Here is a 17,037-nt window from a genome sequence, read left to right as displayed (position 1 = left end):
AAATCCCCCCTTTACTATGGAAATGGATGAGGATGTGGATTTAATTGTTCGTTTGTTAAAGGCTCAGCCCTATATCCAAGTGTCATCGGTACAGTGTACACTCTATCCAGTCCGGTAACACGAGTGAGATGGTGACCGAACGTCATCGGTAGCATGCCTGGGATCATGACTTTTACACAATGTAATCCGTTCTGCTCTATAAGGGGGACGGTTTGATCTACAACGATTACTTCGAGCCCAGATTGATGCAAACGATTTAAAAGTTGATGAAGATCAGATGTCAAATCCATATCAAACGATTGTAATGCATTCATTTCTTGGAACGATTGCACCGGAGCATCTTCACGTAAAAGGAAATGAAGACGTTCTTCCGTTTCTTTTAATCCGTACAGCATACTATGGTCTTCCATTTTATTAACGAGATAAGGATCTTGTAAGCATTTTTCGTAGTACTCTCTTTTTTGCTCGAGCTCATCATCTGCTATTAGTAACATGCCTGCTATTTCGTGAATTGCACTTTTTATAGCTCGAATAGGATCTAAATGAGAGCCCCCTGCACAAACAACGTTCATTCCATTTGCACGCGTATTTTTCGCAATTACCCATAAACTCGGGATGCCATGTTCCATCGTCGCGTTAAAAACGTGTAATTCATACCCGGTAATCGTGCGTAACCGCTGAATCATTAATTGTAATTCAGTATCGTTTGCTGAGCTAAGATCAAGGCGGGGAAGAGGTAATTCAGCATACCAAGTGAGCAAGAAGGCATCACGCTCTACAATTTCTAAAATGCCGTGAAAAATTGCTTCTTCTAAACTACCACCAATTGCACAACCATTGGATGTTTCATACACGAAAGCATCCCGATGACCGAGGCTATAATAAGCGATTGATTCTGGAACTAAAAGTGGCTTGTTTTGTGATAAAGAATAGCCCCATACCCAGTTTTGTTCATAGTCAGGATCAAACGGCTTAAACGGAAAACTATCACGATTATAATGTTCATTTGTATGTACACCGAGTGTGAGAGGATTCAGTGCATGATCCTCTAAATCATGAAAACTACCATGCACATTTGTCTTTTTTCCTCGAGGTGACATACCACAATATCGTTCTAAACCTTCTAAAATAGCAGTTGCTTCACTCAGTGCAAATGAATGGGTTCGACCTGCAACACCTTCATTCCCAAACATTAACGGCATGTTTATAATGACGTCAGCGAATGGTAATAAAGAATGCTGCATTTTTCCATTCAACATACCAATCCGGTAATCTAAATAGTCTCTCGTTAAAAATGTATTTAGTTCATGAATAGAACGACAGCGATACGTTTCAGCACTTGTTTTTAAGCTCGGTTGTAAAGAAATCTGTGCCGCATCCGCAGTATCAGTAGGTAAATTACTACATATAGGACAGAGAGGATCTGGAAGAAAAGAATGCCGCGTACATTGCAGTGTTTGTAAGTTTAGTAAAATGAGTTCATTTTCTAAAGAAGAATGTCCGTGAGCTAATATTTTCTCCGTTTCAGCATGAATGAGCTGGCACATTTGCAGAATGCCATTTTGAGTGGCGCGTACATCACGCCTCGTTACGTGCTCTGATTTCAATGCATATTTCCGCTGTAATTCCCACATTTCTTGTTGATCAAATCCGGCGATAAAGCGTCGTCCATCGGCACAATGGGTGCATCCCGTTGCAAGAGGATGAATATAAGGTCCGATAACACCTTCACCAAATGAAGTAAACGCACGTAGCCACGGAATATGATTGGAACGAAAAACAAGCTCAGCATCATGATGAATAGTAGAAGGAGAGCCGTCATGTAATACGAGAGCGAGGTTGATATTTTCAGGGAGTTCGTCTGTAATTGTATGTTGGCGAATGATGGAATATTGTTTGCGTAATTGATCATGTACATAGTCTGCAAGTAGGCCATCTCCTATAAGCAATATATGTTGAGTCATAGACCGTCCTCCTTTGCAATTAATACCCCGTACACACCATCTAAATTTTCTTTCAAAAATGATTCAATCGCTAAATCAAACATGAATGGATAAAAATTATGTTCTCCTAAATGCTGCAAGGCAAGCTGTAAAGATTGCACATCTGGAATTTCTTCGTCCGCTTGTATTTCTATTCGAAAAGAATCAGTGTCATATAAAATAATAGATGATTCGGGCAAAACAGTAGCTCTGTATGGAGTTTCTTCATTTTGAATGTGAAGAAGAGATAGTTGTAGTGCGTTACGTAACGCTAACGTCATATTAATACTGGATGCGCCATACCATCTATCATTTACACCGACCCAAACGACTGGAAAACTAAGAATCTCTTCACTCATTGCTATTTTAGGTGCTTCATGAATTGTAGAGAGAGCATCGTAATAAAACTTACAATGTGTATCATGAATTTCAGCTAGGTCAATCGTTGTAATTTCTTCTAGCATATGTGATTGCCGCTCATATAGTTTATTGTTTAAATGTTGTTGTAGTGCCCGGTATACACCTTCTGTCATCGTTTCCCCAGCACCAATACCGATATCGTTATGTTCAGGAATAAGGCGATGAATGATTTCAGCTACATATGTTTCAATTCCTGTTAAACCAGCTTCACGGCGAGCTTCATTATGAGTCAAACCAGCGCAAGTCATAAGAGGCAGGAGGGAAGCGGGACCATCGGATAGTGGTGTAGCTACTTGAATATTACATTGTGATAACGGTAGTTGATATGAATTTTGTTCATCCCACACATGGAATATACCAGCTTCTTTAGAAGTTAATGAGTCGAAAAAACGGAACAATTCAGTTGAAGTATGTTGGTTGGACCGCTGCGCAAGTTTTTCGGTAAGATTTTCTATTGTATCAATTGTAAAACTTTCATCAGTTGCGAGAGGATGTTTTATAAAAGGATGCCATGTCCCTTCGAGTGTTTCACAGTTTAATAAAAAGAATTGTGGCTCTTTTTCTCGATATGAATCATCAGCGACGTGTTTAAATAATTCAAAAACAATTATATTTGCTAACATTGCGCCAGTAATTGGTGAAAAAGGAGCTGATGCATTTTCATTTTGCAAAGTAGTTTCATGTAGCCGATGCCAAGCTGATTCCCAGCATTCTTCACGATCAGCTGTTACGACAGGACCAGCCAAACCGAATGTTGATAAACAAATGGCGGGTATGAAGTTCTTTCCTACTTCCTTGCAAATCGTGTGAACTGTTCTTAAGCCTTCAATGTCTCCATTTTGAGAAACGTATAAAATCCAGTCAAAGGGTTCGAACACTTCATGCAGGGGGCGGTCAATTGTAGTATCTATTTCTTGAACAAGTACATTGTCATCAACTTCATATGCACGTTCTACTAGTTCATGAATTCGGTCGTAATTTGTTTCCATATAATCTGTGACAAGGTAATGAAATGTAGGTAATCCGGATTCTAGTAAAGAAGAAACTAAGGAAGTAAGCATATCCCCAGAACCAAGTATAAGGACATTTGCTGCGCGGTACGTCTGGAATTTTAAAGCACCTGAATGAGAATCAGCTTCTAGAAATTCAATTTGCGAAGCATACCTATCGAGTAATGCACTGTTTAATTCATGAGGTGCATCTTGACTTACATCACGAACAAAACCATTTTCATATAAAATCTCTCCAATTTCAAATACACGATGTTGATAGGGGAGAGGAAGACCATCGGTTATTTCTGCTAAAGAATGATCACCATTAAACATAGGCATTAATTTTTCAATCCAGTTATAAATTCCATCACCGTCCATGCGGAATGAACTGGCGTTATTTCGAAAATAGACACCCCCGTTTGAGTCGGGAAGGAAGAAAGTATCCTTATTTGCTTTAAGCTTTGCATGAGCTGGAAGGTTATTCATTTTAATCCTCCTTACGTTTTAAGCATACATTATTAGCTTATGTCATGAAATTTGTCCCGTATGAACGCAATAAAAAAAGGCTGTAGAATGATTTATTCTACAGCCTCTAATAGACTATTAGTCTATCAACCTTCTAATAATAATGATTTTGGATCTTCAAGCATATCTTTAACAGCAACAAGGAAGCTAACTGCTTCTTTACCATCAACAATACGGTGATCGTAAGATAGTGCAAGGTACATCATCGGACGATTTTCCATACGTTCTGCATCAATTGCAACGGGTCTTACTTGGATTTTGTGCATTCCTAAAATACCTACTTGTGGGCTGTTTAGGATTGGTGTTGACATTAGAGAACCGAATACACCACCGTTTGTAATTGTAAATGTACCACCTTGTAGCTCTTTTAATGAAAGTTTATTATCACGTGCTTTCATACCTAAATTACGAATTTCGCTTTCGATTTCAGCGAAGTTTAATTGGTTAGCATCGCGTACAACTGGAACAACTAATCCATCTGGAGCTGCTACTGCAATACCGATATCATAGAATTTTTTAATGATAAGCTCGTCGCCTTGAATTTCAGCATTTAATAATGGGAATTGTTTTAATGCTGCAACAACTGCTTTTGTGAAGAATGACATAAAGCCAAGACGTACATCATGTTTTTTCTCGAAAGCATCTTTACGCTCTTTACGTAATTCCATGATTGCACTCATATCAACTTCGTTAAATGTTGTTAACATTGCAGATGTTTGTTGTACTTCTACAAGACGTTTTGCAATTGTTTGACGGCGGCGGGACATTTTTACGCGCTCAACTGGTTTTTCAAATTCCGTTTTTGCAACTGGAGCAGGAGCTGGACTTTTTGGAGCAGCTGGTGCTTCTTTTGGTGCTGCAGCATGAGCTTGTACATCATGTGGTCTCACACGTCCAAGTGGATCTGTGCTACGTACGTCGTTTAAGTCGATTCCTAATTCACGAGCCATTTTTCTAGCAGCTGGTGATGCGATAGGACGGTTCGTATTTGGTAAACCTTGTAGAGCCGTAGCTTGTTCAGCAGTTGGAGCAGCAGCTTTCGGTGCTTCAGCTGTTTCTTGTTTTGGTTGCTCAGCCACTGGTGCAGGTGTACTTACTGCCACTGGTGCGCCATTTGCATCTAAAATTGCGATAGTTGCGCCAACTTCAACTGTATCCCCAGGCTCGCCTAGTAACTTTGATACAATACCTGAATCTTCTGCAATGATTTCTACATTGACTTTATCAGTTTCAAGCTCAACAACGCTGCCACCTTTCTCAACTTTGTCACCTACGTTGATAAGCCATTGTGAAATAGTTCCTTCTGTAATAGATTCTGCAAGCTCAGGTACTTTAATTTCGATCATTTTAAATGTCCTCCCCTTATTTGCCTAACGGTGTGTTTTGTCTTCTTTAATCTTCGGTAATCTCCATTTGTTAGCTCGACTTGGGCAGAATATCTGCCCAAGTCGAGCCGGGAAAAATTCATTGTTACTTTTAGTTGCTATAAACTTCAATTTCTTGTTTATCTTGACGGAAGTTATACTTCACATCTAAAGCGTGCGCCACAATTAGTTCTTGCTCAGCTTTGTGAGCGAACGGATCGCCACCAGATGGGCTAGAACGATCTGGGCGTCCAATGTAACCTGTTTTCACTGTATCTCCAGCTAGTTCGAACAGAATTGGAGCCATGTAATGCCATGCACCCATATTACGAGGTTCTTCTTGAACCCAAATAATTTCTTCTAAGTTTTTAAAGCGTTTCATAATAGATTGAACTTTTTCAGCAGGGAATGGATACAACTGTTCAATGCGAACGACATGAACTTCATCTAAGTTGTATTCATGTTTACCAGACTCGATTTCCGCTGCTAAGTCAATCGCCATTTTACCTGTACTTAAAACAAGACGTTTAACTTTATTTGGTTTCATGCCAAGGTTTTCTTGTTCTAAAGCAGGTTGGAAACGTCCTTCGCTTAACTGACTAGCAGTTGAAAGCGTAAGTGGGTGACGTAATAAACTCTTCGGCGTCATAAGTACTAAAGGTCGAACAGCTTCTGTTCCTAAAATAGATGCTTGACGACGCAAGATATGGAAGTACTGTGCTGCGCTCGTTAAGTTTGCAACTGTCCAGTTGTTTTCAGCAGCTAACTGTAAGAAACGCTCTGGACGTGCACTAGAATGCTCTGGTCCTTGACCTTCATAACCGTGTGGTAATAGAAGAACTAAACCAGATTTTTGACCCCATTTTGCTCTTCCAGCTGAAACGTATTGATCAAATAATGCTTGCGCAGTATTTGAGAAGTCACCATATTGCGCTTCCCACATAACAAGAGTTTCTGGAGCAAATACGTTATAACCATACTCGTAACCAACAACAGCAGCTTCTGATAACGGACTGTTATGAACAGAGAATGAAGCGTTAATGTTTGGTAAGCGATGTAATGGTGAATATGTTTCATTTGTATCAGTATCGTGTAATACGATGTGACGATGCGCGAATGTACCACGCTGTGAGTCTTGACCAGTTAAACGAATTGGTGTACCTTCTTGTAAAATAGAAGCGAATGCTAATGACTCAGCAAGTGCCCATTCAATTTTACCGTTCTCTTCAAGAGCATCTTTACGGCGTTCAAGAATTTTCTTCACCTTCGGATATACGTTAAAGCCTTCTGGCCAAGATAATAGACCTTCATTCATTGCACGAAGTGAGTCAAGTTCAACACCAGTATCAATTGGCTGAATGCCTTTTGCAACAACATCTGGTACTTTAACGTGAATTGTTGCATCGCTCGTATCAGCTGGTGGTACTTGTGCATAATCAGATTTTAATTGTTCTTGTATAAATTGAGTAATTGTTTCAACCTCATCTGCATTTAGAACACCAGCAGCTTGTAATTGATCTGCATAAATTGCTCTTACAGTTGGGTGATTTTTAATTTTTTTGTACACTTGTGGTTGCGTAACTGCTGGGTCATCCATTTCGTTATGACCGTAGCGACGGTAACCAATTAAATCGATTAAGAAGTCTTTTTTGAACAACGTACGATATTGAATAGCCAGGTTAGCAGCAGCAAGACAAGCTTCTGGATCATCAGCGTTCACGTGAACAATCGGAATATCAAAACCTTTTGCAAGGTCGCTTGAATATTTCGTAGAACGAGAATCATAGCTATCAGTCGTAAAACCAACTGCATTGTTTGCGATAACATGAATTGTTCCGCCCGTTTGATACGCGTTCAATCTGCTTAAGTTTAGTGTCTCAGATACAATACCTTGACCAGGGAATGCAGCGTCACCATGAACTAAAACTACGAATGATTTAGAAGTATCTTGTTCTGGAAGACCAGACTTTTTACGATTCTCTTGAGCTGCACGTGCGAAACCTTCCACAACAGGGTTAACGAACTCAAGGTGACTCGGGTTATTCGCTAATGTAACGCGAGTGCTAACTTCTTCATTCCCAACGACTTGTTCTCTACCTAAATGGTATTTCACGTCGCCAGTCCATCCAGCATTTGCCACTGCGCCTTCTATTTTTGCATGTTTGAATTCAGCAAACATGTGAGTATATGGTTTTTCTAATACGTGAGCAAGTACGCTTAGACGCCCGCGGTGAGCCATACCAATCATGACATCTTCAACGCCGCCTTTAGCACCTTCAAGGACAATTTCATCTAGAACAGGTACAAGCATATCAACGCCCTCGATAGAGAAACGCTTTTGCCCAACGAATGTTTTATGCAAGAATTGCTCGAAACCTTCAACAGCTGTTAAACGTTTTAAAAGAGCAGTACGTTTTTTATTTGATAATGGTTGACGCAATGAATTTGATTCCACCATTTGATGCAACCACGCGCGTTCTTCACTATCTTGTATATGTGAGAATTCATAAGCTAAAGATTTTGTATAAACGTCTTTTAATCTATGAATTACATCAAGTGCAGTGTGAATACCCTCTGGTGCATCTTGCCATACTGTTTTAGCTGGAATCGCTTTCAAGTCAGCATCGCTCAATTCGTTCATTGCTTTCTCAAGAAGAGATTGTCCGTTTGCAGCATCTTCCATCGGGTTGATGTGAGCCAACGTATGCCCGAAAGAACGAATCTGTTCAACAAGTTGAACGACTTTAAGAATTTTTTCAATGTTACCTGTGTTTTGAGGAGAAAAATGTGTTGCTGTGTTGTCCCCTGTTACGACATCATCTTGAAACGAAGGAGCTCCAAAAATTTCAAAAAGCTCTTGTAATTCCGGATCAACAGAACCTGCTCCAGTTACGTAAAGATCATACTGTTCAATAACATAACCAAGGTTCGGACCATGGAACTTGGCCCAAGGGTTTGTCGTTGTATTCTTCCTCGTCATTTGTTTAAACCTCCCAATGCATATAATCCTTTTCCTATACAAAAGGTGCATTTTGCTCTTTTTCAATAATTGATGAACTAATAATTAATGTAAATGTTGTCTTTACTCTTATGTTATTACAATAATTTACATAATACCAAACACTATTACTTATCTGTTTTGTAAAAAAACATTCACAATAACTTATCACCCAAGTTAATCTTTCATGTTATAAAGTAATTTTACAGAAAAATGGAGTGGATATATTTGGTATACCTACACTAACAACTATAATTGTTGCATTTACATATAGGTATAATAGTTAGAATGTTTCGATAAAATAAAGTTCGAATTATGTATATTGAAATAATAAGCGCTTTCATTGATATTATACAACAATATAACGGAATATAGTATAAAAAATAAAAAATTATGAATTTAGAGTAAACTTTATTTCGGTAGTGTTAAATATTGAAAGGAAAACGAAGGATTTCTACAAAAAAAGTGGCTAAACATAAAAAATGCTTCATAAACCGTTAGTTTCTATTAATATGCCGAAAAATACCGTAAAACAAATAACGCATTTCATCTAATAAAGCGGCAAATAAAATATTTTAAAAGGATAAAACAAATATGGAGATATTAAATTTTTATAAAAATGGAGAAGGGATATAGTAACGGATATATACATTGTTCCATGTTGCATTACAAAATAGACGTGCTGAAATTGAAAAAGTTTCTTCTATAATAAAGTGAAACTTTAATCAGTGTGGGGTTTGTCCATCCACCACTGATTATTAGCCTTCACCAATCGGGCAGTTATTTCCCACCTAAATTCCTCGTATTCACTGAATTTTGAGGTGTGAGTCTTACTGCCTGTTAATGCGGGATAAATAGCGTGAAACAAACTGAAATATATGTAAAGGAAACTTGACGTAAAGTTTACTTTACATATATACTCGATATAAGGGAGGAGGGAGAAATTTCCTTGGAAAATAAAATGGTCGAATATCGAAAAAAATTTGGACTATCTCAAGAAAAATTGGCTGAGAAACTTGGAGTTTCCAGACAAACCATCATTTCAATTGAAAAAGGGAAATATGATCCATCACTTCCATTAGCATTTGAAATAGCGAAAACATTTCAAACAACGATAGAACATGTATTTATTTATGAAGGAAAAGAAGAGGGGGAGAAAGGATGAATGATTCACAAAAGTATTTTGTTATTATGGGAATTATCTTTTTAATTATGAGTGGATTTATGATACTAGCAGGTATAATGACACATTCAGCACCACCAAGTCCTACTTATACGTTACTAGCAATGATGATTATGTGTTTCTGCTTAAGTTACTTACACCCGCAATTTAAAGAAAAAGATGAGCGAATGAAACTCATTCGTTATAAAGGGATGTTCTTCAGTTTTTTTGCATTAACAGCGTATTATCTCCTTTTCTCTATCGGCTTAAATTTAAAAGTAATGACACTATCTGCGGTTGAACTATTACATATACTTATGGCACTTACAATGAGTACCGTCTTTATCTCATTTGTTGTTTTGGCAAAAAGATATTAAGATGGAAGAGAGAAAGGAAGATTAACATATGCAAATGATGTATGCTTTTGGTATGGGGATCGTTTTATTTTTAGCGGTGTTCCTATTCATTCGTAAAGACGTTCAAGGCGGGACGTTAACGAAACGAGGATTTTATAAAATGATTGGCTGTTTAGTTGTTATGTTTATAGCGATCATCGTAATGATTGTATTAATTACTCAATCATTATAAATTTTAAAAATGAAACCTTACTTTTTGCAAGGTTTTTCTTTTTGTATAAAAACCTAAAAATTACCACAAAAACCATTTACTACATGGACGCTATATTGTATAATCCAATAAAATAATAGAAAAGGAGAATAGTATATGAATCAAAAAGCTATCTTCTTTTTATTAACAAGTCTACTACTTGTAGCTAGTATTACTTATATAATATGTAACACACGAGAACAAGTACCACCTATATTAGTATGGGAGGACCAAGAATACTACGTTACGGATGAACCTGCTCAAGCAGAAGAAGTCGGGCAAAGGCTCGGAGAAGTGACAAAGAAAATTGAAGCAAGTAAAGCACCTACTAAAAATAGTGAATCTAATACATTACAAGAAAAAACAGAAGTATTCACAATGATTGAAGAAAAAAAAGATGATCAATCGCCTTTAATCATAAAGGAACCTTATGGTGATGAATATAGAATAGTAAGGCCGATGTTAAAGCAAGTACTATAATAGAAAAGGAGACTCATATGCAGACAATAGCTTCATATCCGTGGTCGTTAAGAAAAATATTTGTCTTTTTCCTTTGCTTTATTCTGCCTCCTATCGGTTTCATTTATATTTTGATGAATAGAGAAGCACTACAAAAGAGAGATTTCATTTTATATGTATTATTTGCTGCTATTAATATATCGCTTTGGTTATCATTGATGATTTTTGATAGGAGTATGTGGATGGTAGCGGGGCATGATGTGCTTAGCGTAATTGTTATTATTGTTTCGAATATGAATAAGGGATAACCCAGCAATTTTAAAGTTGCTGGGTTTTATTTTGATATTTATAATGAAATAACAAATCTTTAATAGAGAGTAGTGGCATTATGAGATGGAGAGCAGGAACGTTTGAAAAAATAGAAACAAACCATGCATCTATTGAACAAATTATAAATACATATAAGAAACAAAACTTAAATGGTGGAGCGGTTATAAGCTGTTTTAAAGTACATAACGAAAACTTTTTCAAAGAAATACCACATGGAGAAGATGGACACGAGCACTTTTTCAGAAGAATCTGCAACTCTTTAGATATAATCAATAACTTAGAAGAATTAAAAATACATACATCAGATAAATATAAGTTTCGTTTTAAAGAGCATCAGGCAGTCATGCTTGATGGTAGCATTGCCGCTCAAATTTTGTGGGGCGGAGCGTATGAAGCATTTCAAGAACGGCCGGTTGCTGCGAAGCAATTAGCGATTAATGTATGCCAATATATGTTCCAAGATCGATACGAAGATATTAAAGTGTTTGAAAGTGACCACCCTTGGACAGATTGGTTTTACGATGTTGTATGGGATGCTACTTGGATGGTATTAGATAGTAAGGAGCATAAAATGTGGTTAATTTGTGCTACGGATACGGATTAAAAGATAAAGAGTCTTGTAGAAATGCTACAAGGCTCTTTATCTTTTGGGAAAGAATAGAAAATAAATCGTATAAATGTTATACTAAAAAATGTTTGTAATGTAAGTTTTATACTGTTGTATAGTGATGGCTTACTAGAAAAGAAAAGGTAAGGTAAGAGGAGAATGAACGTGAAAAAGGTAAAGAAATTATTGCTACTAATGATGGTAATAGGGTTAACAGTTGGTGTTCTAGCAGGATGTGCAAACCCGAAAGATACTGCTGAAGAATTTTTAACAGCAATACAAAAAGGGGATGTAGAGAAGGCTCGTACATTCGTTGAAAGTGACAAGGAATTTAATAAACTAAATGAAAAAACAGATGATGCTGAAGCAAAAGAAATGCTAAGCGCAATTACGAAAAACTTTAAATTTGAAAAACTAGAAGAAGTATCAAAAACAGATGATAAAGCAGAAGTGAAAGTGAAAATTACATCTGCTGATCTATCTGTTGCCGTAACGAAAGCAATGGGAGAAGTTATGCCAATGGCCTTCGCTAGTGCCTTTAGCGAAGATAAAGAGCAATCTGAAAAAGCAATCGAAAAAACAATGACATCAGCTATCATTAAACATTTATCAGATAAAGATGCAATAATGGCAACACGCGAAGTTACATTGAACTTAAAGAAAAACAAAGATGGTGACTATAAAATCGTTGCTGATGATAACTTGAAAGAAGTATTGTTTGCGAATGCTAAAGCTTTGGAGAAGATGTTTGGTGGGAAGTGATTGACTTACATAAAAAAGAGACATCATATCACGTAGTAGGGTGATATGGTGTCTTTTTTTATGACCATGGAGAGGTTTGAACTCACGATATCCATTCTAAAAATTTTATATCATGTTTTTATAAATATATAACATAAAGCTAGTTGTAACAGGGAAGATACTGTATTCGATGTTTTCTTAGGCAGATCCTGTAACGTAGAAAAGTGAAATTTCTAGACCAGATTTTAATTAGTTTTCTTTCAGTTTTAATGAGGAGATGTACGAAGATGTTGTGACTATGCCTGCTGAATACTATTAATTGTGAAGTTAAATAAGACAACAATTTATTAGAGGAAGATTAGTTAGTTTAATTATAAGATTTAGGTGTTTAACAGGGTTACTAATTAATTTCAGTTCTCCCATGAAAAATTAAAGAAAAAGTATTGATTAACAAATTCGTGTTTTAAGTGAATGTGGGGGCTTCTTTAAATAAAGGTGGTCAACACTATGTAAATAATTAGGAGTGCTAAAATATGCAAAATTGCATATTAATTATTTTAAATCTTATGCTAACCTTATAATGCGAAATATAACATTTGTTGGTAATGATTCATTTTTGAAGGATAAAAAATGAGATATTACAGTGAATTGTGTGCCATCGTCCTATATTATAAACGATAATAACGAAAGCTATTTGAAGTCCTTTGAGGGAAATAAGTTATTAAAGAAGATACCATATAGAAGATTTTTCGGAATTTAAGATGTTACAAATGTCATCTTATTTTTAATGTCTGATAAAAGTGATGCCATTAGAGGGCAAAATATTGTGGTTGACTATGGATATACAATTGTATAAATAAATCATCTTGGGAATTAAGGTTGTGGATAATGAGTTTACTAATTAAAGATTTAACAAAGAAATTTGACGAGCATGTTGCAGTGAATAATTTGAATATCGAGATACCGAAAGGTGAAATATTTGGGTTCTTGGGCGGGAATGGAGCAGGTAAAACGACTACATTTCGAATGATACTTGGACTTTTATCGAAATCAAGCGGAACCATTTCATGGAATGGTAAACCTATAAATTATGATGTTACAGATAAGATTGGGTATTTACCAGAAGAACGTGGTCTTTATGCGAAAATGACTGTCAAAGAACAAGTTAACTTTTTTGCAAAATTAAAGAATATGAAAAGTAAAGATGCAGAAAAAGAACTGCACTATTGGCTGGAGCGTTTTAATATAACTGAGTATCTGAACAAAAAGGTAGGAGAACTTTCAAAAGGGAATCAGCAAAAAATTCAGCTGATAACAGCGATTATACATAAGCCTGAACTCTTAATTTTAGATGAACCATTTAGTGGTTTAGATCCAGTAAATGTTGAAATGTTAAAAGAAGCTGTTCTTGATATGCAAAAACAAGGGTCGTCGATTCTTTTTAGTTCACATCGTATGGAACATGTGGAAGAATTATGCCAACACATTTGTATCATGCACAAAGGAGTATCTGTTGTTCAGGGAGACATTGCCAAAATTAAAAGTGACTTTGGTAAAAAGAATGTTGTAATCGTTGGCGATCATGACTTTGATTATTTAAAAGAAATAAAAGGTGTGGAAAGTATGAAGAAACGTAAGAATGCAGTTACTCTTAAAATTTCATATGAAGAAGTTTCGCATGTTTTATTTAAAGAGATAACGAAATTAGGGTATGTTAAAAAGTTCGCAGTGGAAGAGCCTACACTAAATGACATCTTTATTGAGAAAGTAGGTGCACAGCATGAATAGTTTCTGGACGATTTTTTTACAAAACTATAAATCTAAGGTAAAAGCTAAATCATATATTGCTATTACAATCATAATTTCTATGTTAATTATAGGACTGATGAACTTTGACAAAATTTATAACTATTTTGTAGGTAACGAGGAAGAGCAAGTTGTCATTGTTACAGAAAAAGAAGAATTATATACAACTATTCATCAAGTGTTTAAAAATGTCGATAGTAAGATGCATGTTAAACATAGTACGGATAAACAAAAAGCAGAATCGGGCGTTAAAAATGGTGATTATTCATATGCTATCGTTGTAGAGGAATTGGAAAATAAACAACTAAAGGCTACGTATATAACTGAGACAGATGTAAATCAGCAAGATGTTAGCAAGGTTCAAACGATTTTATCTCAAATACAATCTTCTAATTTCGCTCAGCAATTGAATCTATCGCAAGATGAATTAAAGGTGTTAACGACGCCAGTAGAAATTCATACCAAAACTGTTTCAGATAAGGTTAAAGATGGAGAACATACAGAGGGTGTAGGAATTTTAATTAATACCTTTATCATGCTAAATTATTTTATGATATTATTGTATGCTGCGCAATTAGCTACAGATGTTGCAACAGAAAAATCTTCTCGTGTAATGGAGTTAGTTGTTTCAAGTATTTCGCCTACAAAACATTTATATGCAAAGCTATTCTCAACATTATTGGCAGGTATTACACAAATGATAATTTGGGGCTTGGTCGCAACTGTTGGGTATAAAATAGCAATTAATGAATCGAAAAATGATATTTTAAATAGTATTGATTTAAACTCTGTTGCTCCTACTCTAGTGGCGTATGGGATTTTATTCTTCACATTAGGATTCTTATTATATGGCTCATTATCTTGTCTACTCGGCTCTATTATTAGTCGTATAGAGGAGTCTTCTCAAGCTGTTATGCCACTGATGTTTATGTTAATTGCTGCTTTGTATATCGCACTTTATGGAATGTCAAATCCAAGCAGCACGGTTGTTACCGTTACTAGTTATATACCTTTCTTTACTCCTATTGTTATGCTCGTACGAATTGGATTCCTCAATATTCCAGTATGGGAGATTGCGCTTACATTAGCAATTCTATTAGCAACAATATGTATGATGATTGGTTTAACGAGCCGTGTTTACCGCGGCGGCGTATTATTATATGGTAAAGGTGCATTTAGTAATATAAAGAAGGCAATCAAGTTAGGGAAGAAATAAGATTAGCTCATTCATTTTTGAGACTTATATTTACAAAGAACTACATGGTTAATCTATGTAGTTCTTTGTTTTTTTGTAAAATGTATATAAATAAATATAAAAGAATGTGTTGTCAATTTAGAAAGCGTTGATAATTTAAAAAACCTTATGTTGTAAACGATAGAAAAAGAAGAAGTAGGATCATAAACACATATGCACCATTAGGTAAATACGTGGAATTTATAAAATAGGTAAGGACTGTTTCGTTCCCTACCTATCCATTTCTGAATATTAATATTCAATTTTGTATATAAAAAAATAAGCTCCGAAAAGCTTATTTTTTCATGATTATTCTCCTCTTCCTATAACTGTCATTCCTGCTGTGTAAATTGTATCTACAGAACCATCAGCGCTTACAATTTCAACTTTGTAACGGTATGTTCCATTATCTCCAATATCTTCGCCATATCCTGTGAAAGTAGAAATTTCATCATTACTTCCAGCTGGAACCCATTGATTTTTCCAATTGAAGAAAGTATCATATTCTCCCCAGCTATCTCCATATTTCTTTTCGATGCTGACATTGTAATGAATATCCTCAGTTCGGTCATTTGTAATTCTTGCAATTACGTTTTGCCCAAATCGGTATTCCGTAGCGTGTACTTGAACTGTAACACCATTCACCGTTTCGCTAGGTCCACAGATATAACGACAGAACTCGCTTGCTCCGTCGGCATGTGCTTTAGTTGTATCAATGTTCATAACCGTGAAACCGCCCAAAGCTAAAGCTCCTGTTAATAATACTTTACCAAATGTTTTCACTTGAAATTCCTCCTAAGTATATTCTCAATTCGTTCAATAGATATCACATTAAGTAGTTTTATAACATGAATCTAATCGAACGCTGTTTTTCCTCGAATGTATTCGCTAGTAATCTTGTGTCGTGTAGTAATCTAATCTCTACATAAAATTCCATAGTTTTGATTCCATATATGTATCATGATTTACATAGAATAAATCTGTTAATACGTTTTGGGTATTTACTTATCCCACCTTCCTCGTTACCTTTTATTGGTAAAATATTTTTTTTATTATATACTACTATTACCTATTTACAAGAGAAAATAATCCTGTATGCAAAAGTGCATAATAAAAAACGAACCAATACTATAGTTCGTTTTTCATCATGCTAAGTCTGATAAAGTCTCATTAACATTTTCTTTAATTTTTTGATGATTCGATTTTTTAACATCTTCAATTATAGATTTGTACCCTCATTCCATATCCTTTAACCATTCTTCACGTAGAAATATACTCGTGCCTTTCGTCCGTCTGATGGGTTTGATTTGTCCCTTTTTCAATAGCGCATTCATACGAGCCATTGAAATCCTCAATATTTCAGTCACTTCCGAAGTCAATAAAATTTCTGTTTTGGCAAATTCCCTTTTATCGAATGGTTGCATTATATATACGTCGATCATAGCAATTACTCCTTATAAAAAATGGGCCTATGTCAAACATAGACCGTTGTATACCATTGTGCTGAGTAGGTGCTTGGGTTACCTCGTGAGATATGTTCAATTTGCTCAGCGGATTGAAAATCAAACAATTTTATTACATGCAGTAAATCACAGCATCTCGTTTCCTTGAGAATTTCCGCTACCAAACTTGCATCTTCTAACGGCCCCATTTCTACATAGCGCTCCATTGTTCTGATTCCTATTTCTGTATCTTGATGCACGTAAATATGGCCATCAAAGCATACACATTCATTTTTTAATCAATAAACCCAGTCATAAATAAAATTTGTTGTAATATCGGTCATATAGAATATTTGAGCATTTTGTGTT

At 35.8% G+C, this 17,037-nt stretch carries 17 protein-coding genes; 10 read left to right on the top strand and 7 right to left on the bottom strand.

Annotated elements, in window-relative coordinates:
* Positions 1-14: 14 nt before the first annotated feature.
* The 4 genes from A6J74_RS10575 to odhA form a co-directional block, all read right to left on the bottom strand.
* The gene (locus tag A6J74_RS10575) at positions 15-1,964 is read right to left on the bottom strand and encodes a TOMM precursor leader peptide-binding protein (RefSeq protein ID WP_000191877.1); all 1,950 of its coding nucleotides are present in this window, start codon (positions 1,962-1,964) and stop codon (positions 15-17) included.
* The gene (locus A6J74_RS10570; protein ID WP_001061533.1) at positions 1,961-3,880 is read right to left on the bottom strand and encodes a putative thiazole-containing bacteriocin maturation protein; all 1,920 of its coding nucleotides are present in this window, start codon (positions 3,878-3,880) and stop codon (positions 1,961-1,963) included. Before A6J74_RS10570 ends, A6J74_RS10575 begins: the two co-directional genes overlap by 4 nt.
* A 125-nt stretch (positions 3,881-4,005) precedes the next feature.
* Entirely contained in the window at positions 4,006-5,265 is a 1,260-nt protein-coding gene (odhB, locus tag A6J74_RS10565; RefSeq protein WP_000569924.1) for a 2-oxoglutarate dehydrogenase complex dihydrolipoyllysine-residue succinyltransferase, read from the bottom strand.
* A gap of 130 nt (positions 5,266-5,395) precedes the next feature.
* Entirely contained in the window at positions 5,396-8,263 is a 2,868-nt protein-coding gene (gene odhA, locus A6J74_RS10560; RefSeq protein WP_000197133.1) for a 2-oxoglutarate dehydrogenase E1 component, read from the bottom strand.
* Positions 8,264-9,230: 967 nt separating this feature from the next.
* On the opposite strand from odhA, the gene A6J74_RS10555 reads away from it, so the two are divergent.
* The 10 genes from A6J74_RS10555 (at position 9,231) to A6J74_RS10510 (ending at position 15,208) form a co-directional block, all read left to right on the top strand.
* Complete coding sequence (locus A6J74_RS10555) at positions 9,231-9,446, top strand: helix-turn-helix transcriptional regulator (RefSeq protein ID WP_000428507.1); 216 nt, start codon at positions 9,231-9,233, stop codon at positions 9,444-9,446.
* Positions 9,443-9,820: a hypothetical protein gene (locus tag A6J74_RS10550; RefSeq protein WP_001000064.1), complete on the top strand. Its 378-nt coding sequence runs from the start codon at positions 9,443-9,445 to the stop codon at positions 9,818-9,820. The genes A6J74_RS10555 and A6J74_RS10550 overlap by 4 nt, the downstream gene beginning before the upstream one ends.
* Before the next feature lie 28 nt (positions 9,821-9,848).
* Complete coding sequence (locus A6J74_RS10545) at positions 9,849-10,031, top strand: DUF3976 domain-containing protein (protein ID WP_001178305.1); 183 nt, start codon at positions 9,849-9,851, stop codon at positions 10,029-10,031.
* A 135-nt stretch (positions 10,032-10,166) separates the two neighbouring features.
* Positions 10,167-10,529 (top strand): hypothetical protein, encoded by a 363-nt coding sequence (locus A6J74_RS10540; RefSeq protein ID WP_001071986.1) that lies wholly within the window; start codon positions 10,167-10,169, stop codon positions 10,527-10,529.
* A 17-nt stretch (positions 10,530-10,546) separates the two neighbouring features.
* The gene (locus A6J74_RS10535; RefSeq protein ID WP_001193096.1) at positions 10,547-10,816 is read left to right on the top strand and encodes a hypothetical protein; all 270 of its coding nucleotides are present in this window, start codon (positions 10,547-10,549) and stop codon (positions 10,814-10,816) included.
* 80 nt (positions 10,817-10,896) lie between these two features.
* Positions 10,897-11,442, top strand: a complete 546-nt coding sequence (locus A6J74_RS10530) for a hypothetical protein (protein ID WP_001267648.1) — start codon at positions 10,897-10,899, stop codon at positions 11,440-11,442.
* A 168-nt stretch (positions 11,443-11,610) separates the two neighbouring features.
* Positions 11,611-12,207, top strand: a complete 597-nt coding sequence (locus A6J74_RS10525) for a DUF4878 domain-containing protein (RefSeq protein WP_000756068.1) — start codon at positions 11,611-11,613, stop codon at positions 12,205-12,207.
* A gap of 766 nt (positions 12,208-12,973) precedes the next feature.
* Positions 12,974-13,042, top strand: a complete 69-nt coding sequence (locus tag A6J74_RS30675; protein ID WP_131232464.1) for a hypothetical protein — start codon at positions 12,974-12,976, stop codon at positions 13,040-13,042.
* A gap of 32 nt (positions 13,043-13,074) precedes the next feature.
* Complete coding sequence (locus A6J74_RS10515; RefSeq protein ID WP_000054721.1) at positions 13,075-13,974, top strand: ABC transporter ATP-binding protein; 900 nt, start codon at positions 13,075-13,077, stop codon at positions 13,972-13,974.
* A complete protein-coding gene (locus A6J74_RS10510) occupies positions 13,967-15,208 on the top strand; it encodes an ABC transporter permease (protein WP_001084157.1) in 1,242 nt (413 codons plus the stop codon). The genes A6J74_RS10515 and A6J74_RS10510 overlap by 8 nt, the downstream gene beginning before the upstream one ends.
* Positions 15,209-15,535: 327 nt before the next feature.
* Here A6J74_RS10510 and A6J74_RS10505 read toward each other — a convergent pair whose 3' ends face one another.
* From A6J74_RS10505 to A6J74_RS10495, 3 genes are all read right to left on the bottom strand, one after another.
* Positions 15,536-16,009 (bottom strand): hypothetical protein, encoded by a 474-nt coding sequence (locus A6J74_RS10505; RefSeq protein WP_000846643.1) that lies wholly within the window; start codon positions 16,007-16,009, stop codon positions 15,536-15,538.
* Between the two features lie 452 nt (positions 16,010-16,461).
* Entirely contained in the window at positions 16,462-16,668 is a 207-nt protein-coding gene (locus A6J74_RS10500) for a hypothetical protein (protein ID WP_000568080.1), read from the bottom strand.
* A 32-nt stretch (positions 16,669-16,700) separates the two neighbouring features.
* Positions 16,701-16,895, bottom strand: coding sequence for a hypothetical protein (locus A6J74_RS10495; RefSeq protein WP_000443121.1), 195 nt, complete (start codon positions 16,893-16,895; stop codon positions 16,701-16,703).
* Positions 16,896-17,037 lie beyond the last annotated feature (142 nt).

This window comes from Bacillus sp. FDAARGOS_235 (assembly GCF_002073415.2).
GTDB lineage: Bacteria > Bacillota > Bacilli > Bacillales > Bacillaceae_G > Bacillus_A > Bacillus_A toyonensis.
Note: the sequence above shows the minus strand (reverse complement) of the source record. Positions and strands in the feature narration are given on the sequence as shown.

Excerpts from the sequence above, each read along its gene's own strand:
- A6J74_RS10575 (WP_000191877.1), bottom strand. The coding sequence starts at position 1,964 with ATGACTCAACATATATTGCTTATAGGAGATGGCCTACTTGCAGACTAT.
- A6J74_RS10570 (WP_001061533.1), bottom strand. The coding sequence starts at position 3,880 with ATGAATAACCTTCCAGCTCATGCAAAGCTTAAAGCAAATAAGGATACT.
- odhB (WP_000569924.1), bottom strand. The coding sequence starts at position 5,265 with ATGATCGAAATTAAAGTACCTGAGCTTGCAGAATCTATTACAGAAGGA.
- odhA (WP_000197133.1), bottom strand. The coding sequence starts at position 8,263 with ATGACGAGGAAGAATACAACGACAAACCCTTGGGCCAAGTTCCATGGT.
- A6J74_RS10550 (WP_001000064.1), top strand. The coding sequence starts at position 9,443 with ATGAATGATTCACAAAAGTATTTTGTTATTATGGGAATTATCTTTTTA.
- A6J74_RS10545 (WP_001178305.1), top strand. The coding sequence starts at position 9,849 with ATGCAAATGATGTATGCTTTTGGTATGGGGATCGTTTTATTTTTAGCG.
- A6J74_RS10540 (WP_001071986.1), top strand. The coding sequence starts at position 10,167 with ATGAATCAAAAAGCTATCTTCTTTTTATTAACAAGTCTACTACTTGTA.
- A6J74_RS10535 (WP_001193096.1), top strand. The coding sequence starts at position 10,547 with ATGCAGACAATAGCTTCATATCCGTGGTCGTTAAGAAAAATATTTGTC.
- A6J74_RS10530 (WP_001267648.1), top strand. The coding sequence starts at position 10,897 with ATGAGATGGAGAGCAGGAACGTTTGAAAAAATAGAAACAAACCATGCA.
- A6J74_RS10515 (WP_000054721.1), top strand. The coding sequence starts at position 13,075 with ATGAGTTTACTAATTAAAGATTTAACAAAGAAATTTGACGAGCATGTT.
- A6J74_RS10510 (WP_001084157.1), top strand. The coding sequence starts at position 13,967 with ATGAATAGTTTCTGGACGATTTTTTTACAAAACTATAAATCTAAGGTA.
- A6J74_RS10500 (WP_000568080.1), bottom strand. The coding sequence starts at position 16,668 with ATGATCGACGTATATATAATGCAACCATTCGATAAAAGGGAATTTGCC.
- A6J74_RS10495 (WP_000443121.1), bottom strand. The coding sequence starts at position 16,895 with ATGGAGCGCTATGTAGAAATGGGGCCGTTAGAAGATGCAAGTTTGGTA.